The organism is Secundilactobacillus pentosiphilus (genome assembly GCF_002217985.1).
Lineage (GTDB): Bacteria > Bacillota > Bacilli > Lactobacillales > Lactobacillaceae > Secundilactobacillus > Secundilactobacillus pentosiphilus.
The window spans coordinates 22,435-41,816 of the sequence record NZ_BCMI01000022.1 but is presented as its reverse complement, the minus strand read 5'-3'; the positions used below and the strand labels follow the sequence as shown (position 1 = coordinate 41,816).

Below are 19,382 nucleotides of genomic sequence, written 5' to 3'. Positions count from 1 at the left end.
GTAGTTAAGCTTCAGCACGCCAAGAGTAGTTGGGGGATCGCCCCCTGCGAGGGTAGGACGTTGCCACGCAAGCAAAGCAGTTATCGAGAAATCGGTAACTGCTCTTTTGATATACAGTAAGTTAATGATGGCACGAATGATTGGCGAATAAAAAATTTTAAAATAAAAGTTTACTCGTAAACCTTACTAAATCAACGTTCACGGAAAGTGTCAGTAATGAACTCAAAAATGAGACACTCAAGTTTTCTGAGATTATGATAGAATAATAAGGAAGTGCAATAATTATTTAGATTGAGGGGCTCAAAGATGAAGCATTATCGAGGTTATCGTTTAAGTCTGGGCTGGCAGATTATGATTGGGCTAGTACTGGGAATTATTTTGGGCGTTATTTTTTACCAAAATAAGACGGCGATTACAGCAATGCAGAACATTGGGAACATGTTTATTAATTTGATTCAAATGATCGTCTTACCAATTGTGGTTTCGTGTTTAACAGTTGGGATCGCCAATATGGGGGACATCAAAAAACTTGGCCGGATCGGCGGTAAAACCATCATTTATTTTGAAGTGATGACGACGATTGCCATTGTCCTTGGTTTAATAGTCGGCAATGTCTTTCACCCGGGTGACTTTATTAATATTCATCAGTTGCAGTCTCAAGATATCAGTCAGTATGTTGCAACTGCTAAAACCGCTAAAGCACACAGTGGTATCTGGGCGACATTGGTGGGAATCATACCGACTAACTTCTTCCACTCACTTAGTACCGGTGACATGATGCCCGTGATCTTCTTTAGTGTCTTCTTTGGTCTTGGTACTGCATCAATCGGGAAACAGGGTAAAATTATTATTGATTTTCTGACTGCCGTTTCCGAAGTCATGTTTAAGGTGACCAACTGGGTGATGCACGCTGCACCAATTGGTGTTTGTGCCCTGATAGGGGTTACCGTTGCGCAAATGGGCTTGTCAGCGTTAGCGCCTTTAGGATACTTCGTTTTCTTAGCGTACGCGACGATGATTGTTTTTATTCTCTTTGTAATGGGGTCGGTAAGTCGCCTATTTGGACTAAGACTTTTTACGTTGCTTAAGGTCATTAAAGACGAGTTTGTCTTAGCCTTCTCAACGGCTAGTTCCGAGGCGGCACTGCCCCGAATTATCGATAAAATGGATAAGTTCGGTGTCAGTCAGGGAATCGTTTCGTTTGTTATCCCGACTGGTTATACGTTTAACCTTGATGGTTCAGCTATTTATCAATCGTTAGCAGCACTGTTCCTCGCTCAGGCCTATCATATTCACCTCAGCATCGGCCAGCAGATCACCCTGCTAGTTGTCTTGATGATTACTTCAAAGGGAATGGCGGGCGTGCCAGGGGCCTCATTTGTTGTTCTATTAGCCACGATCTCAACCATCGGCGTACCAATGCAAGGTTTAACCTTTATTGCGGGTATTGACCGTTTGGTAGATATGGGCCGAACGGGTGTTAACGTGGTTGGTAACTCCCTTGCTTCGGTTATCATTGCCAAGTCCGAAAATGAGTTTAACGAAAAGCAGGCAACTGCATTTGCGGCGACGTTCAATAAACCCAAGAGCTCGCCAGCTAATTAGTTGATAACGTTCAAAAAAATACGTTAAAAAGCGCTCTGGTTAAAATACCAGAGCGCTTTTTCGGTGCTGTCTCAATTGGTTGAAATTCGCAAGTGAGGTTGATTCCCATCAAGCTATACTTGTGATTTTCGTTAACAAAATCGCCAGCGTTATAGTAAGGTTTATGATGATGGTTGACGTTTTAGAATGAAGTTCTTACGCTTTGTAGCGGAAATTAGCCGCGTTAAATCTCCCCACACAGTTCCCTGCATGGTGAAGCACATTTCAGTTGATCGACACGTCACTGTCAACTGGTCAACTTGGGCACCGAGACTCGAACAGCCAACCCTTGCTTTCCCAATTCAATCGAATCATAAATTGATGACACTACCGAATACGTTCAGGATCTTCGCTAACAATCAGCAACAACGCTGATTACGAAGAAAAATACAGTGTTTAATCAATTTATCAATCATTTTAAACCGCCAAATATAGGGCAGGGAAAGTAAGTTGACACAGTTCGAGAATCGAAGTTATTTACCGATTTCTACCGTGAAGATGAGCTATGACAGCCCGCTTTCCCTGACACGCGTGATGAGACTGCGATCCAGGATCATATGTTTCTGTTGTCATATTACTCACCTCCAGTTGTGATTGGCATGCGTTAGGGGTAAAAAACGCTCAGCCAACAATTGACTGAGCGCATTGATCTACACACTTAAATAACCCATAAAAGGTTGTCTCGCCAATCGTTGAGCTTTAGCACTATACGGCGTAGTTAATGGATAACAGCCACATTAGACCGAGCCTTTTTTTAACTCGGACAGCTGACTCATTGGCGTTTTTCGACGTTTCTGAGCAGTAGCGTTTTCCGTATAGGAGCCTCACCTAACGGCTTATTCTATTTCCAATCTTCAGTATACAAGGTTCTTTGAAAATTTGCAAGTGGTTACCGTTAATTTGGGCAATTACTCATTAGCAAATGCTATAATAACGCAATTAACGCATCCACTTCATCCTCTGTTGTTGACCAGCTGGTGACTAAGCGAATCGCTGTGTGCGTACTATCGATATTTTCCCAGAAGGAAAGTGCGACTCGTTTTTTTAACGCCGCCAGTTGATCGTTATCAACCACAATAAACTGCTGGTTAGTGGGTGAATCAATCAGCAGTTGATAACCCTTGTTCTTGAGGGCTTGTTTTAGTTTCATTGCCAGATCAATCGCATGCTGGCTGATCTTGAAATACAGGTTATCTGTGAATAAGGCTATAAATTGTACGCCAATGAGCCGACCCTTAGCTAACATTGCACCTTGTCGCTTAAACTTGGTTGGGAAGCGTTTCGGAACGTTGTGCTTGGTAAAGACGACTGCTTCACCGGCTAACGCGCCGACCTTAGTCCCACCGATATAGAAAACGTCACAATACTTAGCAATATCAGGCAAACTCAAATCGTTTTCCGGGCTCATCAAAGCGTACCCTAAGCGAGCACCATCCATAAATAATGGCAGGTGGTTAGCGTGACATACTTGGGAAAGGGCAGCCAGTTCTTGTTTGTTATAGAGGGTGCCGATTTCTGTCGCATTTGAAATGTACACGATTCCAGGCGCTACCATTTGACCGTGATTTTCGTCGGCTTTCCAATCGTCCAGATAGGCCTGCAGGTTCGCTGCAGTTACCTTACCTTCGACTCCCGGAATGGTGAGCACTTTATGTCCGGTATATTCAATTGAACCTGCCTCGTGAAAGTTAATGTGACCAGAATCGGCTGCCAAAACACCTTCGTCACCGTCTAATAAATTTGAAATAACGACTTGGTTGGTCTGAAGGCCACCAGATATGAAAAAGACCTCAGCATCCGGCAGCTGACAAGCAGCCTGAATCTTTTGGGCAGCTTGTTTCGTATACTTGTCTTGTCCGTATCCTGGCTGTGCATCCATGTTAGTATCCACTAAGGCTTGCAGCACTTTAGGATGGGCTCCGCGTGAATAATCATTTGCAAAAGGTAACATATTCTTCCTCTTTTCCAGTGCATAATTAGGACTGCTTTTATTTTACGCTATTTTCGGAGCAATATTGCGTGTAACTGTTAGCTCAAATCGTTAAATGTTGAAAGCCGTTAGCGTTATGCCCCATTTTCGTTGGGATCACACAGCGCTTCCCTTACAAAAAGAGTCTAAAAGAACTATAATTATAATGCGGAATAAAACGTAAAAGCTTTTATTAATTAAGGAGTGATCTTTGTGCTACAACCAGGCGTTGTTTTATTTGATCAATTGAGTGACGAAGCTAAGTCCCGTGCCACCCATGATTTTATTGATTTTTATCTTAGAAAATATGCCAACAAGAGTCTCGAAATCTTAACTGATTACCCTATTCAATACGAAATTGAACAAATTAATCATGATATTCAGCAAAACGCTCATTTCCACCCAGAGCAGCTGCGGGAGTATCTGTATCAAAATGATGGTGAATTGTTGCAACGGATCATTTCCTCACTTGATCAACCGTTCATGGAAAATGGCGTCATGGCTGATCAATCATATGATGAATGGTATCAGAAAAAGTACGACGAAATTTCAAAGGGTCTGTAACTTGATCGCTTAATACCCCCAACCGATGAACCCCGTAAAAACGGATTCACCGGTTTTTTTGTAAAAACGCTCAGATAGATAGCGGCGCTTGCTTAACGGCCATTAGGACAGACCAACGTTGTTTCAAACAGCTCGAGGTGAGATAATGGCGCTTGGCACTCGGGATAGGTATAATTGAACATTATAAGTCTAGCAGTTTAAACGGAGGAAATTTTTATGAAAGTATTTGTTATTGGGGCCAATGGTCATGTTGGGCGATTAACCAGCCAGCTTTTGAGTGAGCGGGGAAATGAAGTTGTTGCTGGAATTCGCAAGCCTGAACAAGCTGCCTTTTTTGAAGACCACGACATTAAAACCGCTCACGTTGACTTACTCGGCAGCCCAGAAGAATTGGCTGTGACGTTAGACGGGTTTGAGGCCGTTATTTTTACGGCTGGATCTGGCGGTAAAACCGGTGATGACATGACCCTGATGGTTGATTTGGATGGTGCCGTTAAAAGCATGCAGGCAGCTCAAATTGCGGGTGTTAAACGGTATGTTATGGTCAGCGCACTGTGGGCAGAGAACCGAAATCGTTGGAATAAAACCATTCGGCCATATTACGCCGCCAAATTTTACGCCGATGATTGGCTGCGGCACCGCACGAACTTAACTTACACCATTGTGGAACCCGGTACGCTGACCTTCGACCAGGGAACCGGTAAAATTAGTACTGACGGCATTGAGGGCGGTTCAATCGCACGAGAAGATGTTGCTAGTACCATTGCAGCTACCCTGGAGCAGCCGCAAACCAGCAATAAAACGATTCCCATTATCATTGGTGAAACCCCGATCTCGGAAGCATTAAAAAACTTTTAAGCACGGCTGATGGCCCTATCTTTCCAAAGTGTTAACGCTTATCCTATAGTGATGGGTAGAATCATTACGGCAAAGGAAGGGATAGGATGATAAATTATTCTCAATGGCTGCCCTACCTCGCTTACGTTTTTATCATCATGATAGGAATAGGGGTGTTGACTGGCCAGAAGAGAACGGGCGGACAACTGATAACCATAGTGACCTTTGGTATTTACCTTGCCATTGTAGGTTATTTGACGTTAACGCCGACTTCGTATGCGTTTGGCAATGTGCCGACCATGAAACCGTTTTGGGTTGGCAATGCACCAACGAATCCAATCCCGTTTCGTGGGATCGAGATGGATTTTTACCTCAACATTTTAATGATGGTACCCATGGGAATCTACCTTAAATTGCTGTTTAAGATCAATGTGCGTCAAATGATCGCTACTGGTTTTTTAATGGGCGTTGGGATTGAAAGTACCCAATTTATCTTGGACACCTTCTTACAAATGTCTCGTTGGATCGATATCAATGATATTCTGACGAATGCTGGTGGCGTCGTGATTGGCTATTTATTGGTGTTACTGCTAGAGGGTTCACCATTTAGGCGAATTGTTAACTACTTCTCAATTAGAAATTTGATGTGACAGCTTTACGATATGCAGGTATCAATAAAAAAGCGGACGGTCAATTGCGACCGTCCGCTTTTCAGTTGGCTAAGAAACCGCCAAGTTTTTATTATTGTTCTTCGTACCATGGGTAGTGGAACATACCATCGCGGTCGACACGCTCGTAAGTGTGGGCACCGAAGTAGTCTCGTTGTGCTTGCAACAAGTTAGCAGGCAATACCTTTGAACGGTATGAATCGTAGTAAGTAATTGCGGCACTGAATGATGGTACTGGAACACCCATCTTAACAGCTAAAGCAACAACTTCACGGGTTGATTCTTGATACTTCGCAGCGATGTCTTTGAAGTAGTCGTCCAACAGTAAGTTAGTCAAATCAGGTTTCTTGTCGTAAGCATCAGTGATGTTTTGCAGGAATTGTGCACGGATGATGCAGCCGGCACGCCAGATTTGTGCTAATTGACCAAATTGTAAGTTCCAGTCGTAAGCTTCTGAAGCAAACCGAAGTTGTTCAAAGCCTTGGGCGTAACTCATGATCTTACTGAAGTAAAGGGCTTGACGAATCTTTTCAACCATTTCCTTCTTGTCAGCGATCTTTTCGTCAGCCTTTGGTGCAGCTAAGGTCTTAGAAGCAGTCACACGTTCGTCTTTCATCATTGAGATGTAACGTGCGTAAACGGCTTCGGTGATAACGGATTGTGGGACTTCGACGTTCAATGCGTCTTCTGAACTCCACTTACCAGTACCCTTGTTGTTACCACGATCTAAGATCATGTCAACAATTGGCTTAGTCTTGTCGTCGCCAAGGTCATCCTTACGGGATAAAATATCAGCAGTGATCTCAACTAAGTAACTGTTAAGTTCACCTTTGTTCCAATCTTTAAAGATGTCAGCCATATCATCAACTGAAACACCTAAAACGTTCCGCATGATGTTGTAGCTTTCATCGATGAGTTCCTCATCACCGTATTCGATACCGTTGTGCACCATTTTAACGTAGTGACCAGCACCGTTAGGGCCGATATAAGCAACACATGGCTTGCCATCTTGGTCAGCCTTAGCCGAGATCTTTTCAAGGATTGGGGCAACCAAATCATAAGCTTCTTTTTGGCCACCAGGCATTAGTGAAGGACCTTGGAGAGCACCAAGTTCACCACCAGAAACACCCATACCAATAAAGTTGATGCCGGATTTATCCAGCTTTGCATTTCGTGCCATTGTATCGTGGAAGTTAGTGTTACCACCATCAATCAAAACATCACCCTTGTCGAGCAATGGAATTAATTCGTCGATAACAGCATCAGTTGGCTTACCAGCTTTAACCATTAAAAGAATACGACGAGGCTTTTCCAGTGAATCCACAAACTTGTCGATTGTGTGACTAGGGATCAATTTCTTATCACTGTGATCCTTCATCACTTGGTCAGTCTTTGAAGCCGTACGGTTATAAATACCAACAGTGTAGCCACGGCTTTCAATGTTAAGGGCTAAGTTCTTACCCATAACAGCCATGCCGACAACACCGATGTTTGCTAATTTATCTGCCATTAGAAACCTTCCTTTAATGAAATATTAGATGAAGCACAATAGTAGTTTAACATTTCACAATCGGAATGTGAAGAAACAGTGTTAAATTAAGAAAGAATAAATAAGTTTTCAACAAATTAATGGCAGATTGAAATAAATAGGTTCTAAATCATTTATATTAACATAAGAATTTACAATTTTCATTGCTCGTTATATGGATTCAGTTGATCCGTTTGGCGATATACTGTGAAAAGAGCGGCTTTTTTATATCGCGGTTAAACCTAAAATGAGCCACCATTCCACTTTGGAAATGATGGCTCATTTTTAATTTAAGTTTAATGAATTACTTGTTTAAACGGTATACCCATTGACGGTGGTCACGTTGGATCAGTTCGTCAGCAGCTGCAGGACCCATTGAACCTGGGGTGTAGTTAGGGAATTGTGGCTTTTGCAGATCCCAAACCTTGCGAATTTGATCCACAAAGCGCCATGCGTAGGAAACTTCTTGCCAACTAGAGAAGTTGGTACCGTCACCCTTCATCACATCATGAATTAAACGTTCGTATGGTTCTGGAGTAGCCTTTGAATCCTTGGCATCAACGAAGTAGTCCAAATTGATTGGTTCAGTTTGGAAACCTTGGCCGTTTGTCTTAGCGTTCAGACGTAGTGTAAAACCAGCATGTGGCTCGATGTACATTGTCAAAACGTTAGCTTCCAATGGTGCGTTTTGGTTTTGCGGGAATGAGAAGATGTCAATCAATGGCTTCTTGAAGACAACGTCCACACGGGTGAACTTGTCAGCTAACATCTTACCAGTCCGGATGTAGAATGGGGTGCCTGACCAACGGTAGTTATCAAATAATAACTTACCAGCAACAAAGGTATCGTTGTTTGAATCGTGTGGGACATTGTCCTCGTCACGGTAGGCACGTTGGCTATCGCCGGCACCATATTGACCACGTACAAAGTTAGTTGAAGCTTCAGCAACGTTGTAAACCCGAAGTGAACGTAATGCCTTCACTTTTTCAGCACGGATATCAACGTCAGTGAATGAAACGGGTTGTTCCATGGCAAGTAAGCTGACAATTTGCATAATGTGGTTTTGAACCATGTCACGTAAAGCGCCAGAGTTGTCATAGTATGAAGCACGTTCCTCAACACCCAGCTTTTCAGACAAAGTAACTTGAATGTTGTCGATGTAACGGTTGTTCCAAAGGGATTCAACGATGGTGTTACCAAAGCGAACGGCTTCAATGTTTTGAATCATTTCTTTACCTAAGTAGTGGTCGATCCGGAAGATTTGCTTTTCTTCGAATGACTTGCTTAAGGCATCGTTTAATTGTTGGGCTGAATCATAGTCACGGCCGAATGGCTTTTCAATAACAACACGGTCGAAACCTTCAGTGTCAGTCAAGCCTTCCGTCTTTAAGTAGCCAGCTACGGTACCAAAGAAGGATGGTGCAAGTGACAAGTAGAAGATCCGGTTGCCGTTTAACTTGTAGGTCTTATCTAATTCATCAGCACGCTTTTTCAATACTTGATAGTGTGCTTTGTCAGTGACATCATGTGCTTCGTATACAAAGTGTGAAACGAACTTTTGAGCTTCTTTATCAGTCTTTGCGACATCAAGTGATTTAAGTACGTTTTCTTGGAATTGTTGATCGGTTAACTTTTCCCGAGAAGTACCAATAACACCAAAGTGTTCTCTTAAGGTACCCTTTTTATATAGGTTAAACATGGAAGGATAAAGTTTCCGGTAAGCTAGGTCACCAGTCCCGCCAAAGAAGATAAATAGTGAAGTTCTTTCTGTAGCCAATACAGTCACTCCTTAAATTTTATGAGGTAAAGTAGTCATTGGCGAGTGTGTCATAGGTGAAAGGATATCGTCTAGACCACTCGTATCGGAATTATTATATAACAAATTCAACGTAAATAAAGGGTATTAAGAAAAGTTTCTTAAACAAGTTCACCGTTCAAGTAAATTACGAGCTATAAACCCATATGAAAAAAGCTTTCATATAAAATCATGATTTTGAAAGAAAATTTTAGAAAACCAAATTCATTACCCCAAAATGAAAAAATCGGGCTGCTATCATCAAAACAAGCCAATTCATTTTGCGGGTTAATCCGTACGCCTGTTGGCCAATTCGTCTTCCTATAAGATACTGGTTGTGACTAAATAACGCAATGGCTAAAAAAAGATTCTGATAAAGGATGCCGCAAGGGGGAAATCCTTATCAGAGTCCGTTTAATCAAATAAAACCATCAACTGTTGCCGTACCACATTAAGCGTATTTATGGGCTAGTTTTGCTCCGGCGGCCGCGGCAATGGCGGCGACAATGTCATCCAAGAAGGTATTGACGCCCTCACCCTGAACAGTATCCAAGCGCTTTAAAATGCCGTGCTTTTCGCGGTCCAGGTAGCCAAAATTAGTGGTGGCGATCTTACCATAGATCCCAGAGATGCCCCCTTCGGCTAACAGTTCGTCAACACCGAAGACGCCGACATCGTTTTCGACGATACTTTGCAGCGGTTCGGGCAGCTCCTTTTTAGTTGCTAGTTGGTCAAGCGCAATTCCCACCATGGCGTTGTTCATGACTTCCCGCTTGTGCAAGACGTCGATGACGGCGGACATGGCTTCTTCTTTCTTGAGTTCGGGGATGAATTGTAATTGCATTTTATAGGTAATTGAAGCAATGTCCTCAAGCTTAATATCTTTTGATTTGAAGTAGGCCATGATACTGTCATAGGCGGCAGTATCTGGATACTTAAAGTTTCGGTTATTCAACTTCATCATCCTTTCAAAAAGACGCTAGTTCCAGTGTACCAAAAAACGTGACTGATAGGTGTTTAAACGTGTAAAGGATGGTAAAATAGAAACAATTTAGTCGCATTTAGAGGAGGAGTGACATCATGGGCGTTATTCGAATCAATAATCTAAAGTTTCATACCTTTAATGGTGTATTTCCTGAAGAACGAAAAAACGGGCAGCAGCTGGCCATTGATGTTGCCCTGAATTACCCAATTGAAAAACGGGTCCAGCACGATGAGTTAGACGAAACGATCAGTTACGCGGACGTGAACGAAACCATCGATAAGTTTGTTCACAGCCATTCTTATAAGCTGATCGAATCACTGGCCAACGAGCTTTTAAAGCAATTATTGAAGGCCTTTCCGATGGCAACACAGATTGCGCTGAAAATCCGTAAGTATAGTGTACCCATGCCGGGAATTTTTGATAACGTGGAAATTGAAGTAACGGGTGAAAATCGTGAGTGAGCGAGTTTATTTAAGTATCGGTTCAAATATTGGTGATCGGCTGGCCAACCTCACCCAGGCTGTGAGTCTGCTTCAAGCAGATTCGGCAATTCAAATTCAAGCAGTCTCCTCAGTTTATGAAACGCAGCCGTGGGGGAATTTAAATCAGGCTAATTTCTATAACATTGCCGTTTCAATCGTCACGACGCTGAGCCCGGAGAACTTGTTGGAACAGCTACATAAAATCGAACAGGCTGGCCACCGGCGCCGTTTAAAGCATTGGGGTCCGCGAACCATTGACCTAGACGTTGTTTACTGGGGCGACCGGAAAATTCATACGGCTGATTTAGTCGTCCCCCATCCCCGGGCCCATGAACGCAACTTTGTTTTGTTGCCAGTGCAGGAAATTGCCGGTACTGATGCCAAGGTTAAGCCACAAGTGGACACTGCCTTACAGGAAAAGGCGGATACCAGCTGGATTAAAAAAGTAAAAGGAGTCTCTATAAGCTATGATGGATGACGCAAATCAGAAAAAAATTGAACAGGCAGTAAAAATGATTTTGGAGGCTGTCGGTGAAGATCCTAATCGCGATGGCTTGGTTGAAACACCGGCGCGGGTCGCCCGGATGTACGGTGAAGTCTTTTCGTCGGTCAACGCCCCAGCGTTCGATAATTACAAACTTTTTCCCGTGGATGAAACCACTGAAATGGTGCTGATCAAAGACATTTCGTTTTATTCAATGTGTGAACACCACCTGCTGCCCTTCTTCGGCACGGTGGACGTGGCGTATATTCCCAATCACAAGCGGGTGATGGGTCTCAGTAAGATTCCCCGTTTAATTGATTACTGTGCTAAACGGCCGAACGTTCAGGAACGGATGACCGTCAACATTGCTAAGGAACTGACGAAGATCCTTGATCCAAAGGGGATCGCCGTTTCCGTTTCAGCCCGGCACATGTGCATGGAGATGCGCGGTGTTGAAAAGACTGGCAGTCAAACAGAAACCAGTTATTATACGGGTGCTTTTAAGACGGACCACGAACTGAAGCAGGAATTTTTGCAGCGAATTAACGGGTGATCATCATGAATCAAGAACCAGTTCACAACATGTATCAGCAGCTGGTCGACCAGTTCAATCAGGCACGACTGGTGGGTGATAATAACCGGGTGCCGTTATTGCGGAAAGTAGTGGCTGCGCTAGATCATCCTGATCAGCACTACCACGTGATCCACATTGCCGGTACTAATGGCAAGGGCTCCACGGGAGCGATGTTAAGTGCCATTTTAGAAGCTCAGGGTTACCGGGTGGGGCGGTTTAACAGCCCCGCCATTTTAAACGACCGCGAGCAGATTCAGTTTAACCATCAGTGGATCTCGGAAGCGGAGTTTATTGACAGCTATAACGAAATCAAGCCAGTCATCAAGCGTCTTGGGTTAACCACAACGGCCATTTCAATTTTTGAATGGCAGTTTTTGATCAGCTTGATCTGGTACCGTAATCAACGGGCAGACTACGTGATTTTAGAAGCCGGTCTGGGTGGCTTAACGGATGCCACCAACGCGATCAGCGCACCGCAATTGACGGTTTTTACTAAAATTGCGATGGACCATATGCAGATCTTAGGGGATACATTGACTAAAATAGCGACCCAAAAATCCAAGATCATTAAACCAGGAACCGCCGTGGTGACGCTCTATGACCAGTCTCCTGAAGCCCTGAATGTGCTCCAAAAAGAGGCTCAAAAACAGGCGGTTTCACTCACGGATCCTAAAACTGCGGCAACCATTGTTACTCGCAGTTTCACCGGGATGACAGTCAACCTGCATAGCGCGTTATTTGACTGGTCAGGGCTGCAGTTAAACGTTGCTGGTGATTTTCAAGTTCAAAATTTAACCTTAGTTTTATCAGCAGTTGCAGTATTAAAAACGCAGCGTGTCCGATTAACAGACGAAGCCGTTAGGGCCGGTCTGCAGCAGGTTCAACTGCCGTGCCGGCTAACCGTGGTATCGCAGCAGCCGCTAATCGTTGTTGACGTTGCTCATAACCCGGATGGCATGATGGCTTTGACAACCAGTTTAAAGCAGCTGACAACGCAGTATGCCATCACGTGGGTAGTGGGCTTTTTAGCCGACAAAGCAGTGACGCCCATGTTGCAGCTACTGCTGCCGATGGCGGATCGGGTGTTAACAGTGACGCCGGATAATCCGAAACGGGCGTTAGCGGGCAGAGAATTAGCGCGTCAAATTCAGGCCATTGCACCGACAATGCCCGTTCAAGCAATGACCAGTATGCCGCAAGCGATGAAGACGGCGCGCCAGACACTGCCTGAAAACGGCATGATCGTGGTGGCAGGTTCCTTTTACGTTGCTCGAGGATTAGTAGCAATGGGGGGTACTCATGACTAATTGGCTGATTGCTTCTAATAATAAGTATAAAACGCAAGATTTAATCAAGTGTTTGGCGTTTTACGGCGTGCAAGCAGTTCCCTATACGGATCAGCTGGCAAAATTAACCTTTCCAGCGGAACAAACCGTTAGCTACGCGGGTAACGCGCTTCGAAAAGCTCAATTTCTGGCTGGTAAAACCAATCAGGGTGTGATCGCGGATGATAGCGGTATCGAAATAGCTGCACTGGGTAACCATTTAGGCGTGACCACTAAGCGCGAATTGCATCGAGACACGGTGCATAGCGATAACCAAACAATTTTAAACGATTTGAAGGGACAAACCGATCGGCGGGCAACGATGATCAGTACCCTGGAAGCCGTTGCGCCAGGTCAGGCACCGTTGACCGTCACCGGTCGTATCGATGGGACGATTGCCACGCGAACCCGGGGGAATTATTCGACCGGGTTTGATAAACTTTTTATTTTACCCAACCAGCAACGGACGTTAGCAGAACTACCGGACGAAATGCGCATACCGCTGACCCACCGTGGTCGAGCTGCTAAGCAGTTAGCGGCAGAATTGAGAGGAGTTTGACCCATGCAAATTCAAGAAATCACTGACCAATTGCAAGCCATCACCGATTTTCAAAGCCAAGCCCTGTACCAGCTGACTCAGCAGCAGCGACTCGTTGCGTTGCAGTTTGAATCAGTTTCGGTGGCAGAACAGTCAAAACTGCAGCAGCGGCTGCGTCAGTTAGACGCGATCATCAGCCAAAATGACGCTGGGTATAACGGTTTGCTGACGATACCAGCGCTACGGCTATTAGCCCAGCACTGGTCATCCTGGTTTCCAGCTCAAAAGGCTGTCGAGCAGGCATTAAAGCAAATCTTAGCCGCCCATGATTTAGATTGGCAAGTGGCTGGTAAACGTTTCAAACTGCGTGATACGTCGATCATTTACGGTATTATGAATATTACCCCGGACTCCTTTTATGATGGCGGACGCTATACGACGATGGACGCCGTTTTAGCTCACGTGTCGGAGATGTTAGAAGCGGGAGCAGACGTGATCGAAGTGAACGGCCAAACGACTCGGCCGGGTTACACCGAAGTGACGCCGGACGTTGAAATGGAGCGGACGATTCCTTACATTAAAGCCATTGCCAGCCATTTTCCGGAAGCAGTGCTGGCTATTGATACCTATAAAGTACCCGTGATGGCTGCGGCGATCGATGCTGGAGTTGCCATCATTAATGACGTGGATGGGTTTACGGATGAACCTGCTAAACTTAAATTGATGGCGCAGTCGGACGTTGGCTTACTGACAATGCTGAACGGCCGTCACTTTGACTTTAAAGTGATGACAGAAGAAGAGCACCAGTTCTTCGAGGATAACTTGGCTGCGCTCACTTCCGCTGGCATCGCCCGCGACCGTATCGCTATCGATCAAGGGTTAGGCTACGCTAATGATCAGGTTCAAAACGATGATCAAGATTACGTGATCATGAATAACATTGATCGGTTCAACGATTTGAATCGGCCCATGATGGTGGCTGTTTCACGCAAGGGCTATTTGGCTAATCTCTTAGGCCTGAAAAAAGATGAACGGCTGCCCATGACGCTGGTTAGCGAAGTTGCCATGATCCAAAAGGGCGGTAAAATTATTCGGGTCCACGACGTTAAAGAAACCCGCCAAATGGTGACCTTGCTGGACCGCATTAGTCAGGGCTACTGGCTGGCCTAAATTTTGGAAAGAAAGATTAATGTTGACTAACATTTCACAATATGTTTTAATGTAAACAATCTAAATGAGAAGGGATCAATGACAATGATGACTCAGTTAACTCAAGTTAATGCGTATTGGTACGGTTATTACTTTAGTTAGCGTCCGCAGCTTTAAATGCGGACGCTAAGACAATCGCGTTCGCGTCTAAAGCAAGCCGTCAATTTGTCGTGCCAGCTAGACGTGAAGATTCTAGCTGGACCAGAATTGATTCCATAAAAGGAACAATTTAAGCCAGCTAGGTCATCTAGCTGGCTTTTTTAGTACCAAAAATAAGGAGTGATAATAATGATGGTGACAAATGAAAATGATTCAGGCGCGTGGCAACCCAGTGAATTGACAGCCGCCCGTCAGCAAATTAATGATATTGATGACGAAATCGTGAGGCTTTTAGCTCGGCGCTTTGACGCCGTCACAAAGGTTAATGCGGCTAAAGCGGCAGCTGATCTGCCGATCATGGACCACGGCCGGGAAGATCAGGTGCTTAACCGGGTAATGGCAGACGATTCAAACCCGGAAACGAGAATTTATATGCGTCATATTTTTGAAACCATCATGAAGAACTCCAGGGATTACCAAGACTACTTGACGAAGACAAAACAAATACATTAAAAGGGGAATAAAAAATGAACTACTTAACAGCGGGAGAATCACACGGACCACAACTAACAGGCATTATTGAAGGGTTACCTGCCGGCTTATTACTGGACATTGATGCCATTAATGATCAGCTCGCAGCCCGGCAAGGCGGTTATGGCCGTGGCAGCCGTCAAAAAATTGAACATGATCAAGTGACCATCGTGGGGGGGATTCGCCACAAGAAGACGTTGGGTTCACCCATTGCGCTAGTGGTGAATAACCGGGATCATGCCCACTGGGGTAAAATCATGGATCCGGTAGCGGATGAGACCGCTGAGAATTCACTGCGAACAGTGGAGCGGCCACGCCCAGGCCACGCTGATCTGGTTGGCGGCATGAAGTACAACCACCGTGATCTACGAAACGTTTTGGAACGTTCCAGCGCCCGGGAAACGGCGATGCGGGTGGCAATTGGTGCGATCTGTGAACAGTTCTTGCAGCAGTTGGGCATCGATATCGTCGGCTACGTTCAGCAAATCGGACCGGTTGCGGCGGATGACCAGTCACCGCTGAATGTTGGTCAAATCAAAGCGCTGATCAGCCAAAATGATTTACGGGTGGTTCAAGCCGATAAAGTCGACGAGATCCACACTTTGATCGATAAAACGAAGAAGGACGGCGACACTCTGGGTGGTATCGTTCGGGTAGTGGCCACTAACGTTCCCGCAGGATTGGGCAGTTACATCAGCTGGGATACGAAGTTAGACGGTAAAATTGCGGCGGCAGTTATGGGTGTCAACGCCATGAAGGGTGTTGAAATCGGTGACGGCTTCAAGGCGGCTACCAGCTTCGGCAGTCAAGTCATGGATGAAATCGACTGGCACGAAGGTGAAGGCTTTACCCGGGAATCCGATCATTTAGGCGGCTTTGAAGGTGGTATGACCAACGGAATGCCAGTGATTGTTAAAGCGGCGATGAAGCCAATTCCAACGTTATACAAACCGCTGCAAAGCGTCGACGTTGAAACCAAGGAAGTTAAGAAGGCCAGTGTTGAACGTTCCGATACCACAGCCATTGTGCCGGCTTCCATCGTTATTGAAAGTGTCGTGGCCATTGAATTAGCTAAGGCCATCACGGATACTTTCGATGGCAGCAACATGGCGCGTCTGCAGGCACAGCTGAAGGCTTACCGAGAAGAACTGAAAAACTACTAAAGGGGGCGCTGTCATGAGAGCACTAAAAAGTAAACCAGCAACGGGATTGCACGGTGAATTGACGGTTCCTGGTGATAAGAGTATTTCCCACCGCGGCATTATGCTGGGCGCCATCAGTGAAGGTACGACCACGCTGACGCACTTTCTGACGTCTGCCGACTGCTTATCGACACTGGCTGCCTTTCAGCAGCTGGGCGTGCCGATCGAACGAAATGAAACAACGGTGACCGTTCACGGCGTTGGCCTGCACGGCCTCAAGGCTAGTCCCAAACCGCTGGACATGGGTAATTCAGGCACGACCACCCGGCTGATCATGGGTTTACTGGCGGGGCAGTCCTTTAGCAGTACCCTAGTCGGTGACGCTTCCCTATCGAAGCGGCCCATGAAACGGGTCAGCGAACCGCTGGCCACCATGGGTGCTGATATTACCACTACGGATGGGCATTTGCCGGTAACCATTAACGGTCAGCAACTGCACGCGGTGAACTATCAGCTCAAAGTTGCCAGTGCGCAGGTCAAAAGCGCGCTGATCTTGGCGGCTTTGCAGGCGGATGAACCCACGACCCTGACAGAATTACTGCCGACTCGCGATCATACGGAACGGATGCTGACGGCCTTTGGCGGTGAGATCACCGCGGGAGACGACGGCTTGACGATCACCGTTCAGCCGCAGCCGCAGTTAACGGGTCAGTCCATGACCGTCCCAGGTGATATGTCCTCAGCCGCCTTCTTCATGGTGGCAGCCAGTTTAGTGCCGGGTTCGCAAATCACGTTAAAGGATGTCGGTTTAAACAAAACACGGACTGGTTTGCTGGCGATTTTAAAAGCCATGGGCGGTCATCTTTCAGTCGAATCTGAGCCAACAACGGGGGAGCCCATTGGCGACTTAACGGTTCAGTCAGCTGATTTGAAACCGATCAGTATTGGCAAAGAAGACATTCCAGCCGTGATCGACGAGCTGCCGTTAGTGGCACTATTGGCAGCCAAAGCGAACGGCGTCAGTCGAATCACCGGTGCCGAAGAGTTACGGGTCAAGGAAACGGACCGGATCAGCGCGATCGTCACCGAATTTAAAAAGCTGGGAATCGCCATTGAAGAATTACCGGATGGGTTCGTGATCGATGGCCGGCAGCCTTGGCACGTGGCTGATCCAGTCTTGGATGCCCACAACGACCACCGAATTGGCATGGTATTGGGGATTGCGGCGTTACTCGTTGACCAGCCGCTGCAGTTGAAGGGCGCTGACAGTGTCCGCATCTCCTACCCGGAATTTTTCGATGATTTAGACAAACTATTGTAATGAGGTGATTGGCATGACGACAGTATTGATAAGCGGTCTGGGATTAATTGGCAGTTCACTGGCGCGCATCATGAAGCAAAGCGTGGTTCAGCCGACAATTCTGGGCGACGACCCTAACGATGACACCAGCCAGTTTTTGCTGGGTCAGGGAATCATTGATGAACGGGTGAAGCTGTTAAACGCGGCTTCCCGCGCGGACATCATTGTGCTCGCTGGCCCGGTTTCCGTGATTATTAAGCAGTTGACGCAGCTCGCAACGGCTGACTTGAAACCCGATGTGCTGGTGACGGATGTCGGCAGCACTAAAATGCAGGTCATGGCCGCGTCAAAGCCATTGCAGCAGCGGCAGATTGCGTTTATGGGCGGCCATCCCATGGCTGGCTCGCAGCAGACGGGTGCGCGGGCTGGTCGAGAAGACTTATTCGATAACGCTACATATTTTATTGTGGATGGTTCCCAAACACCGGCACAAACAGCGCAATTTAAGGCTTGTCTCGCGCCAGCTGGACTACGTTGGGTAACCGTCCCAGCGACAGCTCACGATGGTTTAGTCAGTGAAATCAGTCACGTCCCCCACGTTTTAGCCGCCAACCTGGTCAATACTGCCGATCATCAATTAAAACACGATGCAGTGGGGTTAAGCGCTGCTGCGGGGGGCTTTAAAAGCACCACCCGGATTGCCGGTGCTGATCCCACCATGTGGACGGCTATCATGCTCAGTAACTCAGAAGCCATCAGCAGTCAGCTGACGACTTACGTGGAACAGCTCAAGCAGATTCAGGCTGCCATTGACACCCACGATTCAGCAAAAATCTACCAGTTTTTCGCGCATGCTAAAGCGGTCCGCGAACGTTTAGATCAAGAGGAGAAGAAACAATGAGAGCAATATTAGTCGGTTTCATGGGCAGCGGTAAAACCACTGTCGGTGAGCTATTAGCAAAGCGGCTGCACCTGACGCACCGGGACTTAGATGACGTCATCGTAGAACGTGCAGGCAAATCCATTCAGCAAATCTTCGATGATGATGGCGAAACGGCCTTTCGTCAGTTGGAACATTCGGTACTGACTGATACGCTGGTGAACAGTAAGGGAATATTATCAACGGGCGGCGGAACGCCAATTCAGGCAGCCAATTATGAGCTGCTGCGAAAAAGCGATGTTCCGGTGATTTTGCTTAACGTTAAGCCGGAAACCGTTTTGTCCCGGCTGGCGGATGATGGTCAGCGGCCGCTAGTCAAAGAACTGGGTGTCGGCGGGTTGATTGGTTTGAAGGAAAAGCGTGACGCAAGGTACCATGAAGTCAGTGATATTGAAATTGATACCGATGAGTTAACGCCGGCTGAAGTAGTCGATGCCATTTTGGCGCACGTTAATTTTAAAACTGGCAGTCATGACACGGTTTAGGTGAAGTTAGATGGAGTTAATTAACGTTTCATTACGCCAGTTAGATAAAATGAGGCACCAACGGTACAGTGATGGGACCGGTATTAATTATCTGGTAAGTAAAAGCCCCTTTCGGCAAAATCAGTACGGTGTTCATTTGGAACTCGTTGACAGTGACGGTAAAGTGTATCAAAAAATTGAAGTGTATTTTAAACCTGATCAACTGATTTCCGAGCCCTTTGAAGCTAATGGCGGGCAATATCGGTTGACGCTGGTGAGGTGATTGTAAACGGTTCATTCCTTT

General features: G+C 46.0%; 20 protein-coding genes and 1 riboswitch. Of the genes, 16 read left to right on the top strand and 4 right to left on the bottom strand.

Going from position 1 to position 19,382, the window contains the following annotated elements; all coding sequences use genetic code 11:
• The first annotated feature begins 306 nt into the window (after positions 1 to 306).
• On the top strand, positions 307 to 1,605 hold the full coding sequence (locus CES81_RS10050; RefSeq protein WP_089089565.1) for a cation:dicarboxylate symporter family transporter: 1,299 nt from the start codon (positions 307 to 309) through the stop codon (positions 1,603 to 1,605).
• A 716-nt stretch (positions 1,606 to 2,321) separates the two neighbouring features.
• Positions 2,322 to 2,487: riboswitch (M-box (ykoK) riboswitch) on the bottom strand.
• A gap of 82 nt (positions 2,488 to 2,569) precedes the next feature.
• Here CES81_RS10050 and CES81_RS10045 read toward each other — a convergent pair.
• Positions 2,570 to 3,595 carry a threonine aldolase family protein gene (locus tag CES81_RS10045; protein ID WP_089089564.1) on the bottom strand — a complete coding sequence of 342 codons (1,026 nt, stop codon included), beginning with the start codon at positions 3,593 to 3,595 and terminating at the stop codon, positions 2,570 to 2,572.
• 231 nt (positions 3,596 to 3,826) lie between these two features.
• Between CES81_RS10045 and CES81_RS10040 the strand changes: the two genes are divergently transcribed.
• The 3 genes from CES81_RS10040 (at position 3,827) to CES81_RS10030 (ending at position 5,664) form a co-directional block, all read left to right on the top strand.
• The gene (locus CES81_RS10040; protein WP_089121646.1) at positions 3,827 to 4,177 is read left to right on the top strand and encodes a hypothetical protein; all 351 of its coding nucleotides are present in this window, start codon (positions 3,827 to 3,829) and stop codon (positions 4,175 to 4,177) included.
• Positions 4,178 to 4,393: 216 nt separating this feature from the next.
• The gene (locus CES81_RS10035) at positions 4,394 to 5,035 is read left to right on the top strand and encodes an SDR family oxidoreductase (RefSeq protein ID WP_089121645.1); all 642 of its coding nucleotides are present in this window, start codon (positions 4,394 to 4,396) and stop codon (positions 5,033 to 5,035) included.
• Positions 5,036 to 5,121: 86 nt separating this feature from the next.
• The gene (locus CES81_RS10030) at positions 5,122 to 5,664 is read left to right on the top strand and encodes a VanZ family protein (protein WP_089089561.1); all 543 of its coding nucleotides are present in this window, start codon (positions 5,122 to 5,124) and stop codon (positions 5,662 to 5,664) included.
• 91 nt (positions 5,665 to 5,755) lie between these two features.
• Here CES81_RS10030 and gnd read toward each other — a convergent pair whose 3' ends face one another.
• The 3 genes from gnd to CES81_RS10015 all read right to left on the bottom strand — a co-directional run bounded on the left by gnd (position 5,756) and on the right by CES81_RS10015 (position 9,960).
• Positions 5,756 to 7,192, bottom strand: a complete 1,437-nt coding sequence (gene gnd, locus CES81_RS10025) for an NADP-dependent phosphogluconate dehydrogenase (protein WP_089089560.1) — start codon at positions 7,190 to 7,192, stop codon at positions 5,756 to 5,758.
• Positions 7,193 to 7,514: 322 nt separating this feature from the next.
• Positions 7,515 to 8,987, bottom strand: coding sequence for a glucose-6-phosphate dehydrogenase (gene zwf / locus CES81_RS10020; protein WP_089121644.1), 1,473 nt, complete (start codon positions 8,985 to 8,987; stop codon positions 7,515 to 7,517).
• Positions 8,988 to 9,456: 469 nt separating this feature from the next.
• Complete coding sequence (locus CES81_RS10015; RefSeq protein WP_089089558.1) at positions 9,457 to 9,960, bottom strand: phosphatidylglycerophosphatase A; 504 nt, start codon at positions 9,958 to 9,960, stop codon at positions 9,457 to 9,459.
• A gap of 125 nt (positions 9,961 to 10,085) precedes the next feature.
• Between CES81_RS10015 and folB the strand changes: the two genes are divergently transcribed.
• The 12 genes from folB (at position 10,086) to CES81_RS09955 (ending at position 19,361) form a co-directional block, all read left to right on the top strand.
• Positions 10,086 to 10,451, top strand: coding sequence for a dihydroneopterin aldolase (gene folB, locus CES81_RS10010; RefSeq protein ID WP_089121643.1), 366 nt, complete (start codon positions 10,086 to 10,088; stop codon positions 10,449 to 10,451).
• Entirely contained in the window at positions 10,444 to 10,950 is a 507-nt protein-coding gene (gene folK / locus CES81_RS10005) for a 2-amino-4-hydroxy-6-hydroxymethyldihydropteridine diphosphokinase (RefSeq protein ID WP_089121649.1), read from the top strand. Before folB ends, folK begins: the two co-directional genes overlap by 8 nt.
• Positions 10,940 to 11,509 (top strand): GTP cyclohydrolase I FolE, encoded by a 570-nt coding sequence (folE, locus tag CES81_RS10000; RefSeq protein WP_089089556.1) that lies wholly within the window; start codon positions 10,940 to 10,942, stop codon positions 11,507 to 11,509. Before folK ends, folE begins: the two co-directional genes overlap by 11 nt.
• A 5-nt stretch (positions 11,510 to 11,514) precedes the next feature.
• A complete protein-coding gene (locus CES81_RS09995; protein WP_089121648.1) occupies positions 11,515 to 12,837 on the top strand; it encodes a bifunctional folylpolyglutamate synthase/dihydrofolate synthase in 1,323 nt (440 codons plus the stop codon).
• The gene (locus CES81_RS09990; RefSeq protein ID WP_089121642.1) at positions 12,830 to 13,414 is read left to right on the top strand and encodes a non-canonical purine NTP pyrophosphatase; all 585 of its coding nucleotides are present in this window, start codon (positions 12,830 to 12,832) and stop codon (positions 13,412 to 13,414) included. Before CES81_RS09995 ends, CES81_RS09990 begins: the two co-directional genes overlap by 8 nt.
• A 3-nt stretch (positions 13,415 to 13,417) precedes the next feature.
• Positions 13,418 to 14,563 (top strand): dihydropteroate synthase, encoded by a 1,146-nt coding sequence (gene folP / locus CES81_RS09985; RefSeq protein WP_089121641.1) that lies wholly within the window; start codon positions 13,418 to 13,420, stop codon positions 14,561 to 14,563.
• Positions 14,564 to 14,890: 327 nt separating this feature from the next.
• Positions 14,891 to 15,214: a chorismate mutase gene (locus CES81_RS09980; RefSeq protein ID WP_089121640.1), complete on the top strand. Its 324-nt coding sequence runs from the start codon at positions 14,891 to 14,893 to the stop codon at positions 15,212 to 15,214.
• 14 nt (positions 15,215 to 15,228) lie between these two features.
• Entirely contained in the window at positions 15,229 to 16,395 is a 1,167-nt protein-coding gene (gene aroC / locus CES81_RS09975; RefSeq protein ID WP_089121639.1) for a chorismate synthase, read from the top strand.
• 13 nt (positions 16,396 to 16,408) lie between these two features.
• On the top strand, positions 16,409 to 17,695 hold the full coding sequence (aroA, locus tag CES81_RS09970) for a 3-phosphoshikimate 1-carboxyvinyltransferase (RefSeq protein WP_089121638.1): 1,287 nt from the start codon (positions 16,409 to 16,411) through the stop codon (positions 17,693 to 17,695).
• A gap of 13 nt (positions 17,696 to 17,708) precedes the next feature.
• A complete protein-coding gene (locus CES81_RS09965; RefSeq protein ID WP_089121637.1) occupies positions 17,709 to 18,575 on the top strand; it encodes a prephenate dehydrogenase in 867 nt (288 codons plus the stop codon).
• On the top strand, positions 18,572 to 19,099 hold the full coding sequence (locus CES81_RS09960) for a shikimate kinase (protein ID WP_089121636.1): 528 nt from the start codon (positions 18,572 to 18,574) through the stop codon (positions 19,097 to 19,099). The genes CES81_RS09965 and CES81_RS09960 overlap by 4 nt, the downstream gene beginning before the upstream one ends.
• Before the next feature lie 10 nt (positions 19,100 to 19,109).
• Positions 19,110 to 19,361, top strand: coding sequence for a hypothetical protein (locus CES81_RS09955; protein WP_089089547.1), 252 nt, complete (start codon positions 19,110 to 19,112; stop codon positions 19,359 to 19,361).
• The last annotated feature ends 21 nt before the right edge of the window (positions 19,362 to 19,382 follow it).